This is a genomic window from Streptomyces sp. NPDC002884, assembly GCF_040295245.1.
Classification (GTDB): domain Bacteria; phylum Actinomycetota; class Actinomycetes; order Streptomycetales; family Streptomycetaceae; genus Streptomyces.
In genome coordinates, this window is record NZ_JBEOVB010000023.1 from 59,126 (window position 1) to 77,201 (window position 18,076).

The window sequence follows — 18,076 nt, forward strand, 5'->3', positions numbered from 1 at the left end:
GTCCCCGGCCGGTGGGAGATCGGGTGAAGGCCGCTGTCCGCACCCCTGACACCGCCGCCCCCTCCGGTAGCATCGGTGACCGGGAGTCGACGGTTCGTCACGGGCGGGCCCTGCGGGGGAAGCGGGCATGGTCAAGAGGTACGTGGTCGCGCCGCACGGGGGCCGTGGCACCCACCCCGACATCGGGTCCGCGCTGCGCGCCGCGACCGCGCGGGGCCGGGCCGCCCGGGTGGAGATCACTCCCGGCCACTACGAGGAACGGCTCACCGTCCAGGGCGAGATCGAGCTGACCGCGCTCGGCGACCCCGGCTCCGTGGTGGTGAGCGTTCCCCGGGGCACCGTGCTCGACGTGTCGGGGTCGGTCGTGGTCCGCGGCCTGGCGCTGGTCGGCCGGGACGCCGACGCCGGCGTCGTCGACTGCCGGGCGGGGACCCTCACCCTCGACCGGGTGGCGGTCCGGGCGCACGACGGGGTCTGTGCGCACGCCCGGCCGGGCACCTCCATGACGCTGACGGACAGCGAGTTCCGCTACGGCCGGACCGTGTTCGCCGGTGCCACCGGACATGTCGAGCGGTGCCGGTTCACCGACGCCGCCGACAACGCGGTCGCGGTGATCGAGAACGCCCGGGTGCTGGTCCGGGACAGCCGGTTCGACGGCAGCCGGATCCACGGCGTACGCGTCAGCGACGCCTGGGCCCACCTCGTCGGGTGCGAGGTCACCGGCGCCGAGAAGGCGGCCGTCATGGCGGACACCCGGGCGGAGCTGACCGTCGAGGGGTGCACGGTCGTCGCCACGCACATGGCGGGCCTGGCCTTCATCGAGCAGTCCAGGGGCTCCGTGCGCGGCACGCGGGTCACCGACGCCGAGAACGGGATCCTGGTGGCAAGCGGCGCCGACCCGTCGGTGCGCGGCTGTGTGTTCGCCGACTGCCGGGACACCGGCATCCACGTCCAGGACTCGGGCCGTGGCACGTTCGAGGACTGCGAGATCACCGGTGCGGGAAACGTCGGGGTGCTGTCGACCCGGGGCGGCGCCCCGCGGGTGACCGGCTGCCGGGTCTCGGCGGGCAATGTCGGCATCGCCGTCACCGAGAAGGCCAGAGGCCACTTCACCCGGGTCGACGTGCACGATCTGACGGGTGTCGCGCTGCGGGTCTGGGACGAGAGCAAGGCCGAGTTCGCGCAGGTCACCGTCGAGCGCTGCCCGTTCGGCCTGGAGACGCGGGGCAACGGCGGTACGACGGCCGAGCTCACCGACGCGAGGATCCGCGACTTCGACATGGCGGCCGTGGCCGCCGTCGGCCAGTCCCGGGTGACGCTGAGAGGCGTGTCGGCACAGCGCGGGCTGCTGGGGTTCGGCGCCGGCGAGGAGGCGCAGCTGCACGTGCACGACAGCGAGGTCTCGGCCGTCGGCACCGGCGGGGCGCTGGCGTTCGGCACGGCGCGGCTCGTCGTGCGGAACCTCGCCGTCACCGGTGCGCAGTCGTACGGGCTGTGCGGGACGGGCTCCGCGTATCTGGACGTCGCCGACAGCCGGTTCGAGGACTGCGCGGCCACGGGCGTGCGCTGCGACGACGCATGCGGCGGCCGGCTGGCGGACTGTGCCGTGACCGGGACGACGGCGGTGGCCGTGCAGCACAACGGCCGCGTCAGCCTGATCTCGCTCCGGACCTCCCTGCCGGTCAGGGAGATCACGGAGCCGGCCCCGCCGCCGACGATCGTCAACCACTACCACGGCCCGGTCTTCGTCGAGGCGGTCCACAGCGCCCAGTTGGCGTGGAACAACACCAGCGTCATCCAGCAGCAGACCGACCAGTCCCACCAGACCGACCAGAGCGATCAGGACGGAGCCGGACGATGAACGACCCGCAGCAGGAGCACCACTACGAGGGGCCGGTGTTCCAAGGGGCCGTGTCGGGCTCCCAGTTCGCCTGGAACAACGAGACGGTCACCCAGAACCAGCAGCTCAACGGCGCGGTCGCCCCGGAGCACGAGGCGCTCGCGACGCTGGTGACCGAGCTGCTCAGGCAGCTGCCCGCAGCCGGTCTCGGCGACCGGGAGCGCGAGGACGCCGAGAGCGCCGCCCAGGAGGTCCTCGCGGAGATCACCGGCCCGGAGTCGCCCGAGCCGGGCAGGCTCCGCCGCTCGGTGACCATGCTCAAGGGAGCCCTGGCGCCCGTCGCGACCGGCCTCGCGGCCGGGACGGCGGTCGGGGCGCAGGAGTGGGCGCAGTCCGCGATCAGGGGGCTGACGGGACTCGTCTGAGGTCCGAGCCGGCGCTGCCCTGCCCGGCTCTGCCCTGCCTGGCCCTGCCCTGCCCGGCCCTGCCCGGCGAGGGCCGGGCGGCACGACGGGGCGCGGGGGCCTCGTACGGCTCCCGCGCCCCGGACCCGACGCGGCGGACTCAGGCGAGCTTGGCCGACAGGGTGATGGTCGTGCCGGTGAGCGCCTGACTGACCGGGCAGTTCTTCTTGGCGTCCTCGGCGGCGGCGGCGAACGCGTCGTCGTCGAGGCCGGGCACGGTGCCCTCCACGGTCAGGTGGATGCCGGTGATGCCCTCTCCCGGCTGGAAGGTGACGTCCGCGGAGGTGACGAGCTTGGTGGGCGGGGTACCGGCGCCGGCCAGGCCGTGCGACAGCGCCATGGAGAAGCAGCTGGAGTGGGCGGCGGCGATCAGCTCCTCCGGGCTGGTCTTGCCGTTCGCCTGCTCGGCGCGCGAGGGCCACGACACCGGCTGCTGACCGATGCCGGAGGAGTCGAAGGTCACGACCCCGTTGCCCTCGAGCAGGTTGCCTTCCCAGACGGTGTGTGCGGAGCGCGTGGTTGCCACGACGAATCCTTTCGAACTGTGACTGTGGAGAACAGCGGGCGGTTCCGGTGACGGATGCCTGGCACCCATCCGATCACACCCGGCGTCGATCCACCCACCGGACAGGGCGGCCACCGCCGGGCGCGTCGCCGGGGCTTCGCCCGTTTCGGCCGGATATCACAGCCGGGCATCGCTGCCTTCGGAAGACCTGACGGGCGACCTGGTGAAGCCATACAGTCCATACATGCTCGAACTCTTCCAAGTCCTCGGGGGCATAGCGGGATTTGGCGGCGTCGCGCTCGGTGTGCTGTACCTGCTCTACCGGGACTTCGTGCGCGACATCATCCGCAACAAGATGTTCCGTGCGCTCACCGCGACCCAGGCGACCGCCCTCTTCGGCGCTGTCATCGTGCTCACCTTCACCGTCGCGATCCTCGGTATCTTCGCCACGCTCGCCGAGAGCAAGGGCGTCCAGCAGTTCGTCGTGCTCGTCGGCATGCTCCTGGTGTTCCTGCTGGCCGTGCTGTTCATCGCGGCCCGGGTGGCCACGGGCGGCTCCCGCCGGGCGCCTCGCGCCGCCGGGACGAACGGTGTCGAGCGGTCGCTCACCACCGTGCGCAGGCATGTGGAGCGGGACGAGCCGGAACCGGCGGAGCGTGCGCTGGAGGCCTCACGTCTGGACCGGGAGTCGGAGGAGTTCTGGTACTGGAAGGCCCGGATCGCCCTCTCCCGCGGAAACCAGCAGGGGGCCTCCCGCTATGCCGACGAGGCGCTGGGCCTGGACGCCCGCAGCCCGCACGCGCTCGCCCTGAAGATCATGCTTCTGCTGCTCGGCAACGATCCGGCGCAGCGGGACCAGGCGGTGCGGCTGGCCGAGGCCAGTACCGGGCTGAGCGCCCAACTCGACACATGGCTGCGCCGGTTGCGGGCCGAGAACATGTTCGACGGCGGGCTGCGCACACGGACCGGTTTCGAGGCGCGCTGTCCGCTTCCCACAAGAACGACGGAGGGTGTGCATGCCGACTGAACCGAGTCCCGCGGCGGGTGCGGAGGCGGTCCTGTACGTGGGGCCGCTTGCCGGTGAGGGCGCGGACGAGACCTGGGAGCGGGCGGTCCGGTGGGAGTCCCGTTGGTCCGGGTCACCTGTCCCACGGGTGATCGCACGGACGCCCGAGCAGGTCGACGCGTTCGTCGCGGGCCGGCCCAACCCCATCGTCCTGGTCCGTCCCGGAGACAAGGCCCCCGTACAGTCGCCGCCGGACGGCGACGTCCTGTCCAACTTCTTACGGGCCCAAGGCGTGTTGGTGATGTGCGGCGCGGAAGGGATCGCACCCGTGCCGGGGCCGCTTCTGCCGGGCCCTGCTCTGCTGCTCACCCGATTGCCGCTGCCACCGGGGCGCGGGTGGCTACCCCGTCACCGTCACCGCGCGCGGGAGACGGAGTGCCGGGCGTTCGCGGAAGCTCGCGGTCTGACGGCCGGCCCCACCCTGACGGCGACGTTCGACCCGTCGAACGTGCAGCCGGACGGGTTCACCGTCGTGATCCATCCCGACGTCACGACTCCGCCCGCGGGAAGTCCCGACGAACCCCTGTGGCGCTGGTTACGGCAGGGGCTGGTGATCCGGCCGTGGCCCACCCTGCGGGCGCTCACGCGGCCCGGACGCAGAAGCCGGGAGATCCGCATCGGGGGCTCGGAAGGGTCGGGGTTCTCTGTCCGGGGGGCAGAGGCCAATCGCCGCGCCACGCCGAGCCCGCCGCCGCCCCAGCAGCCTGCCTCGGCCAGCCCCGCCGGGCTCGACAGCGAGTCCGACGCCGAGAGCGGGCCGGCCTACTACTCCGACTCCTACGGAGTCCCGGCCGCGCCGTCGCCCAGCTACTCCAGCCCGCGGCCCTCCTACGACTCGGCGCCGCTCCCCGACTTCCTCCGGCCGGACTTCATGCTGCCGGCCGCCTCGGCGCCCGCTGCCCTCGGGCGGCAGGCCGGGCCCCCCGGCCGGCCCCGCACCTCCCGCGACACCTCCCGCCCCCTCCCCCACGACGGCCTCTACGTGCGCCGCAACAACGCCTTCGGCACCCGTTCCGCGCTCGGGGTGAAGGAGCTCATCGAGCAGGGCGTGATCGTCGGGCAGGAACACATCAGGTTCGACGACTTCGTGGTCTCCCGGGACGGGCAGGTTCCCGGACCGCGGAGCGGGGAGGCCATCGCCGTGAGTCATGGACTCACCGCGGTGACGGGCGAGTTCAAGGCGCACGAGGCGACGACCCACTTCGTGGAGATCGCCCTCAAGGCCGGCCCGACGCCCGCGGACCCGGCTCTCGCCTCCGCACCCCTGCCCGTCAACTTCGTCTTCGTCGTGGACACCAGCGGTTCGATGCACGGCGAGAAGCTCGACACCGTCAAATCGTCGCTGCACACGATCTACGGACAGCTGCGTCCGACCGACTGCCTGGGCATCATCACGTTCGACCACCGGGTGCGCACCGTCCTGCCCGCGGCCACCAAGGAGGAACTGGAGCGGTCGGGGAACTTCGCGTCGGTCGTCTCCGGGCTGGAGGCGGACGGCGGCACGGACATCAACCTCGGGGTGCAGTACGGCATCGACGAGATCAGCCGTAACGCCGTGAGCGGGCGCACCGTCAACTGCCTGTATCTCCTCTCCGACGGCTCCCCGAACTCCGGCGAACGGGACTGGGTCAACATCCGCAGGAACATCGGGGCCCGGGTGCGCAGCGGCCTCACGGTGTCGTGCTTCGGCTTCGGCTCCGACGCGCGCATGCCCGAACTGTCGGCGCTCGCCGGCGTGGCCGGCGGACACTCGACCTTCGTCACCCGGCCCGAGCAGGTCAAGGCCGATCTGCTGGAGGACCTCGGCCGACGCGACCACCTGGCCGCGGTCGACATCCAGCTCCGGCTGGACATCGACCCGGCGGTGGAGATCCGGCACGTGTACGGGCACGACCCGGTCACCGACCCGAGAGCCCGGGCGGAGGTGTTCCAGCAGGCCCGGCAGGCCGCCGAGCGAGCCCGCAGCGACTACGGCACCGACGCCCTGCCCGACATCATCACCGCCGAGAAGGGCATGCGGATCTTCGCACCCGACCTCGCCTTCGAGGAGACCTACTGGGTGGTCCTGGAGGTGCGGGTGCCGGCCGGCCGGGAGCCGTCCGCGCTGGGCACGGCGACCGTGCAGTACGTGGACACCCTGGCCCGCGACAGCCGTCGCCACGAGTTCGACCTGGCGCGCGACACCTCCCTCTCGGCGGAGACGGTCCTGGTGCACGGCATCGGACTGTGGACGAGCGAGGTGACCTTCCACGCGCTGGACGACCTGTACGAGCGGGACAAGGAAGCGGCCAAGCGCCGTCTGGAACGCCATCTGAAGGCGCTGGAGGCGGCACACGCCCACCATCCGGCCAAGGAGTTCCGCGACGACCGGGTCACCCTCAGCAAGTTCATGTCGCTGACCGACTCCCTGGGCACCGTGGTGTCCTTCACCGACTCCCCCGGGGGCGGCTTCGGCGGCCCCGCGGTCCAGCTGATGAACGACTTCGGGAGGGTCCGCTCCGGACACTGGGCCCGCCACTGACGCGCCCGGCACGGCGAGTCGTTCACCGCACCCGGAACACCGGCCCCCGTGCGGTGAACGGCAGTCGACCGCCCTGCGGGATCAGGTACGCGTGTTCCCGCCGTACCCGCAGCACATCGCACCAGCCGTCGGTGATGACGAGCAGCGGCGCGCCCGGCGGGAAGTCGTCGGCGCGGTGCAGCAGATCGATGCCGGGCTGCAGGACCGTGCCGCCGCGACCGTGCACCCGGACCCGGCCGGCGATCTCGGTGACCGGCAGATAGCCCGCGTCGTGCGCCTCCGCGTCGCAGAACACGACCCGGGCGGCCGGGACGTCGCGGGCCTCGGCGTAGGAGGCGATGGCGCCGAGCGCCTTGCCGAGCAGGGTGCGGTCCATGGAGCCGGAGGTGTCCAGGACGACGCCGAAGGTGCAGCGGGCGATCTCCTCGGGCGGGAACCAGCGGCCGGCGCGCGGGATGTCGGGAGTGGAGGCCTGCCGGCGCGCGGGACGGGCGTAGGTCCGCACCGGCTCGGGGCGTGGTACGAACTCGTCGAACCAGCGGGCCAGTTGGGCGTCCCAGGGCAGCGGCGGGTGACTGAGCGCGCGGATCTCCTCCACCAACCCGCCGGGCAGCAGACCGCGTTCCTGCCGCTGGTGCAGGTCGAGGCCCTGCGCGAGACCGCGGCGGTAGAAGCCGTCGAGGTCGACGTAGTCGTGGGGCGGGCCGAGCGGGGCGCCGAGAATGTCGCCGAGGCCCTTGCCGCGCAGGGTGGCCAGCCGCCGCATCCGGCGCAGGTCCACGGTGATGCGGTCGTACACCTCCTCGGCCGACAGACCCGCCAACTCGGCGTCGTACAGCAGCCCTTCGGGCATGGTGCCGACCTGCATCTCGCGCAGCCAGCCGTTGACGACGTAGTCACAGGCGACGTTGAAGAGGTAGGGGTCGCGGGTGCCGCAGCGGTCGCCGTGGCGCAGGGCGGCGTGCAGCATCTCGTGGGCGAGGACGAACCGCCACTCCTCGTCGTCGTAGCGGCGCAGCGGGTTGATGTAGATCTCGCCCGCCTCCGCGTTCACGGCGGCGATCGAGATGCCGTGCGCGCGGGCGAGTTCGGCGTCGGCGACGAGCTTGATGCCGGCCGCGAGCCCGCCGAGCAGCGGGTAGGACGAGACGAACCAGCTCAGCGCGCGTTCCCAGGGGCGCAGGGGGGTCACCTCGCCGCTGAGGGACGTGCGGCGGCCGCCCGCCATGTCCATCGCGGCGGACACGGTCCCGGTCAGGGCGGTGGCGAAGGCCAGCGGCCAGTCCGGCATCCGGCGCCCGGACCAGGTCCAGCGCACGAGCACCTGGTCGGCGGCCGTCCCCGCGGTGCCGCAGTGCTCGTAGGCGGCCGGGAGCCCGGTGCGCCGCCAGCGGGCGGCGAGCTGTTCCTCGTCGCCGCCCGGGTACGACGTGGGCAGCTCGTCGGGGACGCGGCCGACCGGAAAGGCCAGCAGAAAACGGTTGACGACCATGCAGCGCGCGGCGAGGTCGTACCGGTCGGGCTGGGCGCGCTCGTGCGGGGACGCCGGGAGGTGTCCGAAGCCGAGGTGGAGGGCGGCGTGGGCGAGCGACCAGGCCCAGACGGCGGGGTCGGCGAACCGGGTGGGGTGGGCGTGCAGGGTGCCGTTGGAGTCGGCGCGGACGAGTCCCTCGCGGGGAGCCATGGTGCACTCCTCACGGCGGCAGGTCTCGAAGTCGACGGCGGCCAAGGCCGGGTTGCCGTACATCGCGTGTCTCCCGGCCGCGAACGCCTCACCCGCGAGTTCCCGCTTCTTCTTGTCCCGGTCCTCGCGTCTCACCGGCGCGCCTCCACCAGGCGGGGCATGTCCCGGGCCGCCTCGACCAGGAACCAGGCGGGCAGCACGGGGTTGCCGTCGGCGTCGGAGGCGATGACGGTCTGGGCGATCTCGACGGAGATCTCGGCGAGCTGGACGAGCAGCGACTTGGCGCGGTACGCGGTCTGCCGCCCCTTCGACGACATGTGCTCCCTGACGGCGGGGAGTTCCTTGACGAGCCGGCCGCGGAAGGAGTCGGCGAGGTAGTAGAGCAGGTCGCGGTCCTCGACCCGGCGCGGCCAGGGGGCCTCGCCCTTGAGGATGGCCTCGATGCCGTACCGGCTGCGCACGATCTTGACGTAGCCGCGGAAGGCGATGGCGTGCGCGGGCGTCAGGGTGCCGTGCGCGAGCACCGTGAGGGTGTCCTCGTCGAGGTCGCGCCCGAAGGAGTGCAGCGCGTCGGAGAGCATGTGCCAGGAGCGGGGGGTGGAAAACGGTTCCTCGGTTTTCGGCGGCTTGGACCACAGGTGGTCGGGCCGGTCGGTGAGGTGGTCGAGGACCCACGGGTGGATGTCGTTGCCCGCGGCCCACTTCAGCCAGTCCTTCGCGGACGCCTCGAGGTGGACGTGGGTGAGGCGGTTGACGAGCGCGGAGGCGATGGGCCGCGCGAGCGCGTTGTCCGTGGCCCGGTTCCCGGCGCCGATGACGATCGAGCCCCTGGGGAGCTCGTAGTTGCCGATCCGCCGGTCGAGGATGAGGGAGTAGAACGCCTTCTGCACATCGGGCGTGGCCGCGTTGAGTTCGTCCAGGAACAGGCAGTACGGCTCGTCACGGGCGATGGCCTCCGGCGGGCAGAACACCGAGCGTCCGTCCCGGATCTGGGGAACGCCGATCAGGTCCTCGGGCGCGAGCTGGGTACCGAGCAGGCTCACGCACTCCAGCCCCAGCGACTCGGCGAAGTCCCTTACCAGGGAGGACTTTCCGATGCCGGGGGCGCCCCAGAGGAACACCGGCCGCACGGTGGCGAGGCCGAGGAGCAGTTCGGGGATACGGGAAGGAGTGACGGTGACGGCAGCCTGCAAAGAAGGCTCCTCGGAGGGATGCGGGAAGGGCGCGCGAGTGCGCGGGATCCGGACGAACGGATCAGTACGGACAGTGTGTGCGTACGGCCCTCGCGGCGCAGCCGATTTTCAGGCGGCGCGCTCCTGCGGTCCCGTCTCCAGCGGTACCTGGGGCCCGTCGGACTCGCGCAGCCAGCGGCGCAGGACGCGGTGCAGGTGCTCCGCGCCGGTCAGCTCCTCGTCGTCCTCGACGGGTGCGGACAGTGCGATCGGGGACAGCAGGAACGGTCTGCCCTGGGCTCCGCCGAGGCCGCCGTGGGAGCCGATCTGCTCCTCGAAGGCGAGGACCTCGCCGTCGGCCGGGTCGTGGAAGGAGTTGACCATGATGTCGGCGGTGTGCGGGAAGGAGTGGGTGCGGCGCACGGCGTCGGCGGCGCCGGGTCCGAAGGCGGCCAGCGGGCCGGGCGTCCGGTCGAGTCGGTCCAGCGGGATCTCCGCGCCGTACGCGCCGAGGACGACCCCGCCGTGCTCCTCGCTGCGGACGAGGAGGAAGCCGATGCCGGGGTGGTTGGCGAGGGTGGTCAGCAGGGCGGGGTGGCGGGCGTCGATCTCCTCCTTGCTCATCCGGTGCGGCACGTCCGGGAAGGAGATCAGCCCGAGGTTGCCCGAGGCCAGCACGATCGGTTCCGAGCGGCGGCCGGACGGGCGATGGCGTTCGCCGCCCTCCTCGACCGGCCGGCGCAGCGCCGCGCGGACGGCGGCGCGGGCCTCGGCACCGCTGTGGGTGCGTTCGGCCCTGCGCGGCACGGGCAGCCCGCAGCCGGCCCGCACCAGATCGCCGAGGGTGAGGCCGTAGCGGGCACGAAACGTTTCGCCGGGGCTCTGGCCGTGGTCGGACAGTACGACGATCCGGTAGGGGCGGGGGGCGTGCTCGGCGACGTTCTCGAGCAGCGCGAGCGCCCGGTCGAGGCGGCCGAGGACCTGCTCGGTGTCCCGGCCGAGCGGCCCGGAGTGGTGCGCGACCTCGTCGTACGCCACCAGGTCGGCGTAGACGGAGGTGCGGCCGGCGAGCATGTCGCCCATCACGGCGGCCACCACGACATCGCGTTCGACGACCGTCGCGAAGGCGCGGACCAGCGGGTAGAGGCCGCCGCGTCCGACGCGCGGGCGCTCCCTGCGCAGCCGGGCGCGGGTGGACTGGACCGTCTCGCGGACGACCTCGGCGACGAACGACAGGGCTGTGCGCACGGCGTTGGCCGGGTCGGAGAAGTAGGCGAAGTAGCCGGCCCGGGACCGGGTCTCCCGGCTGCGTCGGCGGGTGGCGATGGACAGCACGAGGGCCTGCTCGTCGGCGCCGCCGCTGAAGAGGTTGCCGCGGCTCGCGCCGTCGGCGGAGAGCAGACCGCCGTCACCGGTGCGTTCGACCGCACGGCGCTGGAGTTCGGCGGCGCTGGTGGGGCGGTTGCAGACCATCACCTCCCCGGTGTCCTTCTCGTACCAGCGGAAGGCGGGCACGTCGTGGTTGCTGCCGTGCAGGATGCCGAGCTGGCTGGCGCCGGTCTGGCTGGACCAGTCGGTGTGCCACGGGGTGAGCCGGTGGCTGGGGCGGGGGGCGCCGCTCCGTGCGAGGCTCTGCGCCCGGCCCTCGTGCGGGACGCCGCCCAGCCATCGGGCGACGGTCGGCATCAGTCCCTTGCGCACCGCCGAGGCCAGCACGTCGTGGCCGACGCCGTCGAGCTGGAGGAAGACGGTGCCCGGCGTGGAGGGGCAGGCGGCGCCGCCTCTTCGACGGCGGTCGGCGAGCCGGTACAGGCGGCGGCGGTAGGCGTCGTCGTCGCGTACGGCCAGGGCGCCGCCCGTCGCGGAGGCGACGGCGGACATCACGGCGGCGACGATCACGGCGGTCTCGGGGGCCACCTCGCTCTGCCCGGAGGGGTTCAGGCGCAGGGCGAGCAGCAGCAGCGAGCCGTTGAGGAAGAACACCAGCAGACCGAGGACCAGCGCCGGGACGAGCAGCAGCAGACGCACCAGCAGGGGCCAGGCCAGGGCCGACAGCACACCGAACACCCCGGCGCCGACGGCGGCGGTCCTGGCGATGGTGGTGGCGCTGTCCCCGTCGGCGGACTGGAGCCGGAAGTCGGGCAGGATCCCCGCGAGCACCAGCATGGTGAGCGTGGAGACCGCCCACACCGCGACGCTCCGTCCGACCTGACTGGCGGCCCGCCGCCAACGCACCCCACGCACGCCCCGTACACCTCACGTTCCGGCCCCGACGCCCGCGGGGGCCGTCCTCCACCCTGTCACACCGCGGTGGCGGCCGGCCCGCGGCTATCGCCCGTCGTAGCCGGCCGTCGGCATCGACAGCCTCCGGTGCACCCGGGCCTTCATCTGCGCGTCGTAGGCGGGCTCGGCGCTGCCGACCGTCTCCACCCGCACCCCGCGCCGGGCGCACTCCGCGGAGAACTCCTCGACGGACGACAGCGCGCTCTCGAGGACCCGGCGGCTCGGCGCGACGAACAGGTCGACGTCGGCCCGGATCCCGTCCCACAGCACACAGTGGTCGGCGCGCAGCCCGCGCACCAGCAGTTCCCGGCCGACGACATAGCCGCGCTCCGCGGCCCACCGCGCGCACATCGCGTGCTGGCTGCGGGAATCCACCAGGAAGGGATCGGCGTCCAGTTCCTCGAGCGGCGTCAGACTCGCGATCGCCGTGACCCGCATGACCCGCACCGGTCCCATGGCGTCCCCCTCACCTCCGGGTTTCGCCGCCGACCCTACTCCTGCCCGTAGGCTTCGGGGGAGTCGCGCGAAGGAGGCAAAGAGGTGGCGGTGGAGATCACGTGGTGGGGGCACGCCACCTGCACGGTCGAGGATTCGGGCGTACGTGTGCTCACCGATCCCCTGTTCGCGCGCCGCCTCGCGCATCTGCGCCGCCGGCGGGGCGCGGTGCCCCCGCCCGGCGCCTGGCGCGCGGACGTGGCGCTCGTCTCCCACCTGCACGCCGACCATCTCCATGTGCCCTCGCTGGCGCGCCTTGCGCCGGGCACGCGCCTGTTGGTGCCCCGGGGCGCGCCGCGCGCCGTCCCCGGGCTGCGCCGGCTGCGGCATCTGCGGCTGAGCGAGATGGCGCCGGGGGACGAGATCGCCGTCGGCGACGTGCGGATACGGGCCGTCCCCGCGCGCCACGACGGGCGGCGGCTGCCGGTCGGACGGCACCACTCCCCCGCGCTCGGGTACGTCGTCGAGGGCGAGGCCAGGACGTACTTCGCCGGGGACACCGGCCTGTTCGACGGTATGGCCGAGGAGGTCGGGCCGGTCGACGTGGCGCTGCTGCCGGTGGGCGGCTGGGGGCCGTATCTCGGCGAGGGGCACCTGGACGCCGGGCGCGCGGCCGAGGCGCTGGTCCGGCTGGCGCCGCGCACCGCGGTGCCGGTGCACTACGGCACGTACTGGCCGATCGGCATGGACGCCGTGCGCCCCCATGAATTCCATGCCCCCGGCGAGGAGTTCGTACGGCTCGCGGCGGAACGGGCGCCGGGCGTGGCCGTGCACCGGCTCGGGCACGGGGAGAGCGTGCGCCCGGAGGTCTCCCGGTGAAATGGTGGCTCGCCGCGACCGTGACGGTCGTGCCGACGGAGGCCACGCAGCAGGCCCTCGGCTATCCGTCGTTGTTCCTGCTGGTGCTGATCGGGGCGCTGGTGCCGGTGGTGCCCACGGGGGCGCTGGTGAGCACCGCGGCCGCGGTCGCCGTCCATCAGACGGTGCCGTACGCGCTGGCGATGGTGTTCCTGACGGCGTCGCTCGCGGCCTTCTGCGGGGACGCGGCGCTGTACTGGCTGGGGCGGCGCGGGATGCGGTCGAAGAACGGCTCGCGCTGGCTGGAGGCGATCCGCTCGCGGGCGCCCGAGGAGCGGCTGGCGCAGGCGCAGGACAAGCTCGCCCACCACGGCACGGCCGTCCTGGTGCTGTCCCGGCTGGTGCCCGCGGGCCGGATACCGGTGATGCTGGCCTGTCTGATGGCGGAGTGGCCGCTGCGCCGCTTCGTGCGGGGCAATCTCCCGGCGTGTCTGGCCTGGACGCTGACCTACCAGCTGATCGGGATCCTCGGCGGCTCGCTGTTCCCCGAGCCCTGGGAGGGCGTGGTCGCCGCGGTCGCGCTGACCGTGGTGATCGGCGCGGCCCCGAGCCTGTGGCGCCGGGCCCGGGGAACCAGGGCCGCCTAGCCCGGCGACCGTACCGGTCCGGCATCGCGCCCGGTCCGGGGCGATTTTGCCTGTCCGGGCCGCTCTTGCCGGTCCGGCGACCGTGGTGCGCGGGGCCCGTGTCGCTCCGGTACCCGTACTGCCCCAGTGGCCCATGCCGCTCCGGTACCCGTACTGCCCCAGTGCCGGTGCCGGTGCCGCTCCGGGCCCGTGCCTCCTCGGTGCCGGTACTACTCCAGTACCCGTGCGCCACCCACCGGGAGGTCCCACAGGTCGTCCCGCGCCAGCCCCGCCTTCTCCCAGGCCGCGCGCACGCGGGTGAGGGGTTCGAGGACCGGCTCGGCGGACAGCACGAACGTGCCCCAGTGCATCGGGGCCATCCGCCGCGCCCCGAGGTCGAGGGTGGCGCGGACCGCCTCCTCCGGGTCGCAGTGGACGTCACTGAGCCACCAGCGGGGGTCGTAGGCGCCGATGGGCAGCAGGGCGAGGTCGATGCCGGGGTGGCGCCGGCCGATGCGGGAGAACCAGTGGCCGTAGCCGGTGTCCCCGGCGAAGTAGACGCGCTGCCCGTCGGGGGCGGTGAGCACCCAGCCGCCCCAGAGGGAGTGGCAGGTGTCGGTGAGGGAGCGCTTGGACCAGTGGTGGGACGGCACGAAGTCGAAGCGGACACCGCGGAGTTCGGCCGCCTCCCACCAGTCCAGCTCGGTGATCCGGGTGAACCGGCGGCGCAGGAACCAGCGTCCGAGCCCGGCCGGCACGAACACGGGCGTGTCGCGCCGGAGCCGGCGCAGCGTGGGGGCGTCGAGGTGGTCGTAGTGGTTGTGGCTGATGACGACGGCGTCGACGCGCGGGAGCGCCTCCCAGGGGACGCCGACGGGGGTGATCCGGGCGGGGGTGCCGAGGATGCGACGGGACCAGACCGGGTCGGTGAGGACGGTGAGGCCGCCGACGCTCACCACCCAACTGGCGTGCCCCGCCCAGGAGACGGCGACGGTACGGGCGTCCACCCGGGGCAGCGGGGCGGGCGCGAAGGGCAGCCGGGGAATGTCGGCGAGGCCGTCCCTGCCGGGCCGTACGGAACCCTCGCGGGCGAACCGGGCGAGGGCCTTGAGGCCGGGCAGCGGTGAGGTCAGCCGGTCGTGGAAGGTCCGCGGCCACACCCGCCGCTCCCCCGGCGGGCGGGGCTCGGCGAGCGGCGGGGCGGGGGGCGCGAGCGGGGACCGGGGGGCCGGGGCGTCGGCGTCCGCCGCGGTCAGCATGCCGGTGGCGGGCGACTCGGACTGCTGCGTCATCGAGGAGGCTCCCATCGCTGAGCGTCGTCACGGAGATCGTCGAAGACCGATCCCAAGAGCGTCAACGCGCGTTGCACCTGCGGCAGTTCCAACGGCGCGGGGGATGTGAGGCATTGCGCGCGCTGTGCGTCCGTACCGTCCAGCAGCATCCCGGTGGACAGCCGGACGCGCAGCGCGCCGAGCTCGTCCCCGAAACGGTGTCCGCCCGGCGCGGGCATCCCGAGCCGGGCGGAGAGGAAGTCCTCCAGGTCCTGTGCGTCGCCGACGCCGTGCGCGGTGAGCGCGGTGCGCAGCGGCCCGAGATCGACGTACAGATGACGGCCGGCCCGGGGCGGCAGGGCGAGGCCGCCCGCGGCGACCACGGTGGCGTGCACGGCGCCCGCCACGCGCGCGTGCAGGCGTACGGCGGCGGCGACGCGCGCCGTGACCGGCTCGGGCTCGGCGAGGGCGTATCCGGCCGCGGCGGCGACCGGGGCGGCCACGCGCGCGCCGAGCGCGGTGAGGACGTCGAGCACACGCGCGTGCAGGTCGTCGCCGGTGGCCGAGGCGGGGAACCGGGCGACGGCCGCCGGCCAGCCGGTGGGCAGCAGCGCGCCGGCGAGGTCGCTGACCACGGTGACGTGCTCCGGGAGCATCTCGGCGGGGCTGACCAGCACGGTGTCCTGCGGCGCGTGCAGCGTGTCGCGCCAGGTCTCGTCGCTGACGAGGTGCAGGCCCTCGCCCGCGGCGGCCTCCACCGCCTCGTGCAGCACCTCGGGCGGCGCGACGGTCGCGGTCGGATCGTCGGCGACGGACAGCACCAGCAGCCTCGGGTCGCCGCCCTCGGCACGCACCCGGCGCACGGTCTCCAGCAGGGCGTAGGGGTCCGGGACGCCGCCGCACTCGGCGGGCGTCGCCACATGGAAGACGGGTCTTCCCAACAGACGTGCGTACGGCGCCCACCAGGCCGCGCAGGGCCGGGGCACCAGGACGTCGCCGCCCAGGGCGGCGGTCAGCGCCAGCAGCAGGGCGGGGGCGCCGGGCCCGGCCACGATGCGCCCCGGCTCGGCGGGGGTGCCGCGGCGCTCCCAGTAGCCGCGGGCGGCGTCGAGCAGGGCGGGGCCGCCGCCGACCGGCTCGGCGTCGGCGCGGCCGGCGGCCTCGGCGAGCACCGAGACGAGTTCCGGCAGTACCGGCAGGCCGTCCGAGGGCAGCGGCGGGCCGTAGCGGACGGGCCCGTGGTCCTCGGCTTCCGTCCGCCGCATGTCGTCCTCCGCGCAGTCCGTCCCTGGTGCCCTGCCTGGTCCTGGCGCCGTGTCCGGCGTGTCCGGCGTGTGTCCGGCGCTGTGCCGTACCCGGCCGTCGGACGTCGTCGTGGGCCGGGCGGGGCGGGGCGTCCCGTGCGGGGCCCGGCGGTCCTGCGGGGCCGGACGCCCGTACGGGGCCGATCGTGCCCCTGCGTTCTGAGTACCCCGTGGGACCGCACCCCATGGCCGGCCGCGCAGGTTGCGCCGGTCACAGCGGCCGGTCCGGGTCTCCGGCGGGTCAGGCGCCGCCCTCGGGGTCCCGGCGGCGCAGCCGGTGCACGGCGGCGCCGAGCGCTCCGGCGATCAGGAGGCCACCGGCGGCGAGCGCGGGAACGGAGTCGGTGAAGGCGCCGCCCTCACCGGCCTGGACGCCGTGCCCGACGGTGGCGGGGGCGCAGTCGCTCTCGTGGGACGGTGCGGCACGGGGCCGGGGCTCGGGCGGGACGCACGGCTGGACGGTGCGGCAGGTGTCGGTGTGCGCCGTGGCGGCGCCCGGGACCTGCGGACAGGGCCGGGTGGTGCCGCAGGACGCGGTGGCCACCGGCCCGCACGGCTGCGGTGCGCCGCGCGCGACGTCCAGGGTCGCGCTCCACGGCTTGCCCTGTCCGCCGGGCGCCGCCGGGCAGGTGCCGTCGACGGTCCAGGCGGCGTCGGGTCCGACCGCCTCCGGGCTCACCTCGAGGTCGGCGGCGGGCGCGATGTGGGCGGTGCCACGGTAGGCGGACCCGGACTGCGCGCCGTCGGCGCCGGGGACCATGCTCAGTTTGACGGTGCCCTCGGCGAAGGCCTGCGAGGTGGCGTCGAGGCTCTCGGGCGCGGCGGCGCCGAGGGGACCGCAGGAGACGGAGACGGTGACGCTGCCGCCCGGGGCGACGCTGCCCGGGCTGACCTCCGCCGCCGGGTCCGCGAACGCCGCCGGACCCACGGCGACCAGCACGGCGCCGGCCACGGCGAGGGAGGAGAGGAGGTGAGCGGTGCGACGCATGGCACGGTTCCTTCGGCCGACGGCTGCGGGCGGGGCGTTCTCGCCCCACAGCCATCAGAGCCCGAGGGCCCGCCGGCCGCGCGCGGCCGGACGCCATTGGCGGGACACAGGCCACCAACCGGGTGACCGTCGGCGCCCGCGCGCGTCGGCGGGCCGTGCTAGACCACGTCGTCCAGGACCTGTTCCCGCAACCGGTTGCAGCAGCGGTTGATCAGCCGGGACACATGCATCTGCGAGATGCCCAGCCGCTCCGCGATCCGGCTCTGCGTCATGTCCTCGAAGAACCTCATGTACAAGATCGCCCGTTCCCGCTCGGGCAGCGCGGCGAGCCGGTCCCTGACGGCCTCCCGGTCGACGACCGTGCCCAGCGCCGGGTCCGCCGCCCCCAGCACGTCGCTCAGCGAGTAGCCGTCCTCGCTGCCCGGCAGCTCCGCGTCCAGCGACAGCGCGGTGAAGCTCTCCAGCGCCGCCATCCCGATGCGCACCTCCTCCTCGCTCAGCTGCGCGCGCTCGGCGATCTCGGCGACGGTGGGCCGCCGCCCGGAGACGGTCCGGGCCAGGTCCTGGTCGGCGAAGCGCACCCGGTTGCGCAGTTCCTGGACCCGGCGCGGCACGTGCAGGGTCCACATGTGGTCGCGGAAGTGCCGCTTGATCTCACCGGTGACGGTGGGGACGGCGTAGCTCTCGAAAGCGTTCCCGAGGTCGGGGTCGTAGCGGTCGACGGCCTTGACCAGGCCGAGGGCGGCGACCTGGCGCAGGTCGTCGAAGGCCTCGCCGCGGTTGCGGAAGCGGCCGGCGAGGCGGTCGGCCATGGGCAGCCAGGCCTCCACGATCTGGGAGCGGAGCGTGTCGCGCCGGGGTCCCGGGGGCAGGGCGGCGAGCCTGCGGAAGGCGTCGGCGGTGTCGGGGGCGTCGTCGTGCGGGTGGCGCTTCACGTGCGTTCGGTTCGGCATGGGGTGTGGCAACTCCCTCGGCAGTGCTTTGGGTTGGCCGGTCACCGGGGAAGCGCGACAGCGGCCCGACCGGGCCGCCGGGGGTCGCGAATTCGCGCCCTCCCAC

General features: G+C 74.0%; 15 protein-coding genes. 6 read left to right on the forward strand and 9 right to left on the reverse strand.

Features of this window, described 5'->3' with window-relative positions:
* The first annotated feature begins 127 nt into the window (after positions 1–127).
* The gene (locus ABT070_RS32665) at positions 128–1,861 is read left to right on the forward strand and encodes a right-handed parallel beta-helix repeat-containing protein (RefSeq protein ID WP_351765942.1); all 1,734 of its coding nucleotides are present in this window, start codon (positions 128–130) and stop codon (positions 1,859–1,861) included.
* The gene (locus ABT070_RS32670) at positions 1,858–2,265 is read left to right on the forward strand and encodes a hypothetical protein (RefSeq protein WP_351765944.1); all 408 of its coding nucleotides are present in this window, start codon (positions 1,858–1,860) and stop codon (positions 2,263–2,265) included. The genes ABT070_RS32665 and ABT070_RS32670 overlap by 4 nt, the downstream gene beginning before the upstream one ends.
* Positions 2,266–2,404: 139 nt before the next feature.
* Here the strand turns inward: ABT070_RS32670 and ABT070_RS32675 are convergent, their stop codons facing one another.
* Positions 2,405–2,830, reverse strand: coding sequence for an OsmC family peroxiredoxin (locus ABT070_RS32675; RefSeq protein ID WP_020125610.1), 426 nt, complete (start codon positions 2,828–2,830; stop codon positions 2,405–2,407).
* Positions 2,831–3,053: 223 nt separating this feature from the next.
* Between ABT070_RS32675 and ABT070_RS32680 the strand changes: the two genes are divergently transcribed.
* Entirely contained in the window at positions 3,054–3,836 is a 783-nt protein-coding gene (locus ABT070_RS32680) for a hypothetical protein (protein WP_351765946.1), read from the forward strand.
* Complete coding sequence (locus ABT070_RS32685) at positions 3,826–6,396, forward strand: VWA domain-containing protein (RefSeq protein ID WP_351765948.1); 2,571 nt, start codon at positions 3,826–3,828, stop codon at positions 6,394–6,396. Before ABT070_RS32680 ends, ABT070_RS32685 begins: the two co-directional genes overlap by 11 nt.
* Positions 6,397–6,418: 22 nt before the next feature.
* On the opposite strand, the gene ABT070_RS32690 is transcribed toward ABT070_RS32685, so the two are convergent.
* From ABT070_RS32690 to ABT070_RS32705, 4 genes are all read right to left on the reverse strand, one after another.
* Positions 6,419–8,215 carry a vWA domain-containing protein gene (locus tag ABT070_RS32690; RefSeq protein WP_351765950.1) on the reverse strand — a complete coding sequence of 599 codons (1,797 nt, stop codon included), beginning with the start codon at positions 8,213–8,215 and terminating at the stop codon, positions 6,419–6,421.
* Entirely contained in the window at positions 8,212–9,273 is a 1,062-nt protein-coding gene (locus ABT070_RS32695) for an ATP-binding protein (RefSeq protein ID WP_351765952.1), read from the reverse strand. Before ABT070_RS32695 ends, ABT070_RS32690 begins: the two co-directional genes overlap by 4 nt.
* Positions 9,274–9,381: 108 nt before the next feature.
* Positions 9,382–11,496 carry a phage holin family protein gene (locus tag ABT070_RS32700; protein ID WP_351765954.1) on the reverse strand — a complete coding sequence of 705 codons (2,115 nt, stop codon included), beginning with the start codon at positions 11,494–11,496 and terminating at the stop codon, positions 9,382–9,384.
* Between the two features lie 84 nt (positions 11,497–11,580).
* Positions 11,581–11,991, reverse strand: coding sequence for a hypothetical protein (locus tag ABT070_RS32705; RefSeq protein WP_351765956.1), 411 nt, complete (start codon positions 11,989–11,991; stop codon positions 11,581–11,583).
* Between the two features lie 84 nt (positions 11,992–12,075).
* On the opposite strand from ABT070_RS32705, the gene ABT070_RS32710 reads away from it, so the two are divergent.
* Both ABT070_RS32710 and ABT070_RS32715 read left to right on the forward strand, forming a co-directional pair.
* Positions 12,076–12,849, forward strand: coding sequence for an MBL fold metallo-hydrolase (locus ABT070_RS32710; RefSeq protein ID WP_351765958.1), 774 nt, complete (start codon positions 12,076–12,078; stop codon positions 12,847–12,849).
* Complete coding sequence (locus ABT070_RS32715; protein WP_351765960.1) at positions 12,846–13,475, forward strand: DedA family protein; 630 nt, start codon at positions 12,846–12,848, stop codon at positions 13,473–13,475. Before ABT070_RS32710 ends, ABT070_RS32715 begins: the two co-directional genes overlap by 4 nt.
* Before the next feature lie 209 nt (positions 13,476–13,684).
* On the opposite strand, the gene ABT070_RS32720 is transcribed toward ABT070_RS32715, so the two are convergent.
* The 4 genes from ABT070_RS32720 to ABT070_RS32735 form a co-directional block, all read right to left on the reverse strand.
* The gene (locus ABT070_RS32720; protein WP_351765962.1) at positions 13,685–14,746 is read right to left on the reverse strand and encodes an MBL fold metallo-hydrolase; all 1,062 of its coding nucleotides are present in this window, start codon (positions 14,744–14,746) and stop codon (positions 13,685–13,687) included.
* Positions 14,743–15,990, reverse strand: a complete 1,248-nt coding sequence (locus tag ABT070_RS32725; protein ID WP_351765964.1) for an aminotransferase class I/II-fold pyridoxal phosphate-dependent enzyme — start codon at positions 15,988–15,990, stop codon at positions 14,743–14,745. Before ABT070_RS32725 ends, ABT070_RS32720 begins: the two co-directional genes overlap by 4 nt.
* A gap of 280 nt (positions 15,991–16,270) precedes the next feature.
* Positions 16,271–17,017: a hypothetical protein gene (locus tag ABT070_RS32730; RefSeq protein ID WP_351765966.1), complete on the reverse strand. Its 747-nt coding sequence runs from the start codon at positions 17,015–17,017 to the stop codon at positions 16,271–16,273.
* A 158-nt stretch (positions 17,018–17,175) separates the two neighbouring features.
* Complete coding sequence (locus ABT070_RS32735; RefSeq protein ID WP_351765968.1) at positions 17,176–17,970, reverse strand: RNA polymerase sigma factor SigF; 795 nt, start codon at positions 17,968–17,970, stop codon at positions 17,176–17,178.
* Positions 17,971–18,076: the final 106 nt, after the last annotated feature.

What these genes read in the sequence shown, in the direction of transcription:
- ABT070_RS32665 (WP_351765942.1), top strand. Translation starts at nt 128, where the DNA reads ATGGTCAAGAGGTACGTGGTCGCGCCGCACGGGGGCCGTGGCACCCAC.
- ABT070_RS32670 (WP_351765944.1), top strand. Translation starts at nt 1,858, where the DNA reads ATGAACGACCCGCAGCAGGAGCACCACTACGAGGGGCCGGTGTTCCAA.
- ABT070_RS32680 (WP_351765946.1), top strand. Translation starts at nt 3,054, where the DNA reads ATGCTCGAACTCTTCCAAGTCCTCGGGGGCATAGCGGGATTTGGCGGC.
- ABT070_RS32685 (WP_351765948.1), top strand. Translation starts at nt 3,826, where the DNA reads ATGCCGACTGAACCGAGTCCCGCGGCGGGTGCGGAGGCGGTCCTGTAC.
- ABT070_RS32705 (WP_351765956.1), bottom strand. Translation starts at nt 11,991, where the DNA reads ATGGGACCGGTGCGGGTCATGCGGGTCACGGCGATCGCGAGTCTGACG.
- ABT070_RS32720 (WP_351765962.1), bottom strand. Translation starts at nt 14,746, where the DNA reads ATGACGCAGCAGTCCGAGTCGCCCGCCACCGGCATGCTGACCGCGGCG.
- ABT070_RS32725 (WP_351765964.1), bottom strand. Translation starts at nt 15,990, where the DNA reads ATGCGGCGGACGGAAGCCGAGGACCACGGGCCCGTCCGCTACGGCCCG.
- ABT070_RS32730 (WP_351765966.1), bottom strand. Translation starts at nt 17,017, where the DNA reads ATGCGTCGCACCGCTCACCTCCTCTCCTCCCTCGCCGTGGCCGGCGCC.
- ABT070_RS32735 (WP_351765968.1), bottom strand. Translation starts at nt 17,970, where the DNA reads ATGCCGAACCGAACGCACGTGAAGCGCCACCCGCACGACGACGCCCCC.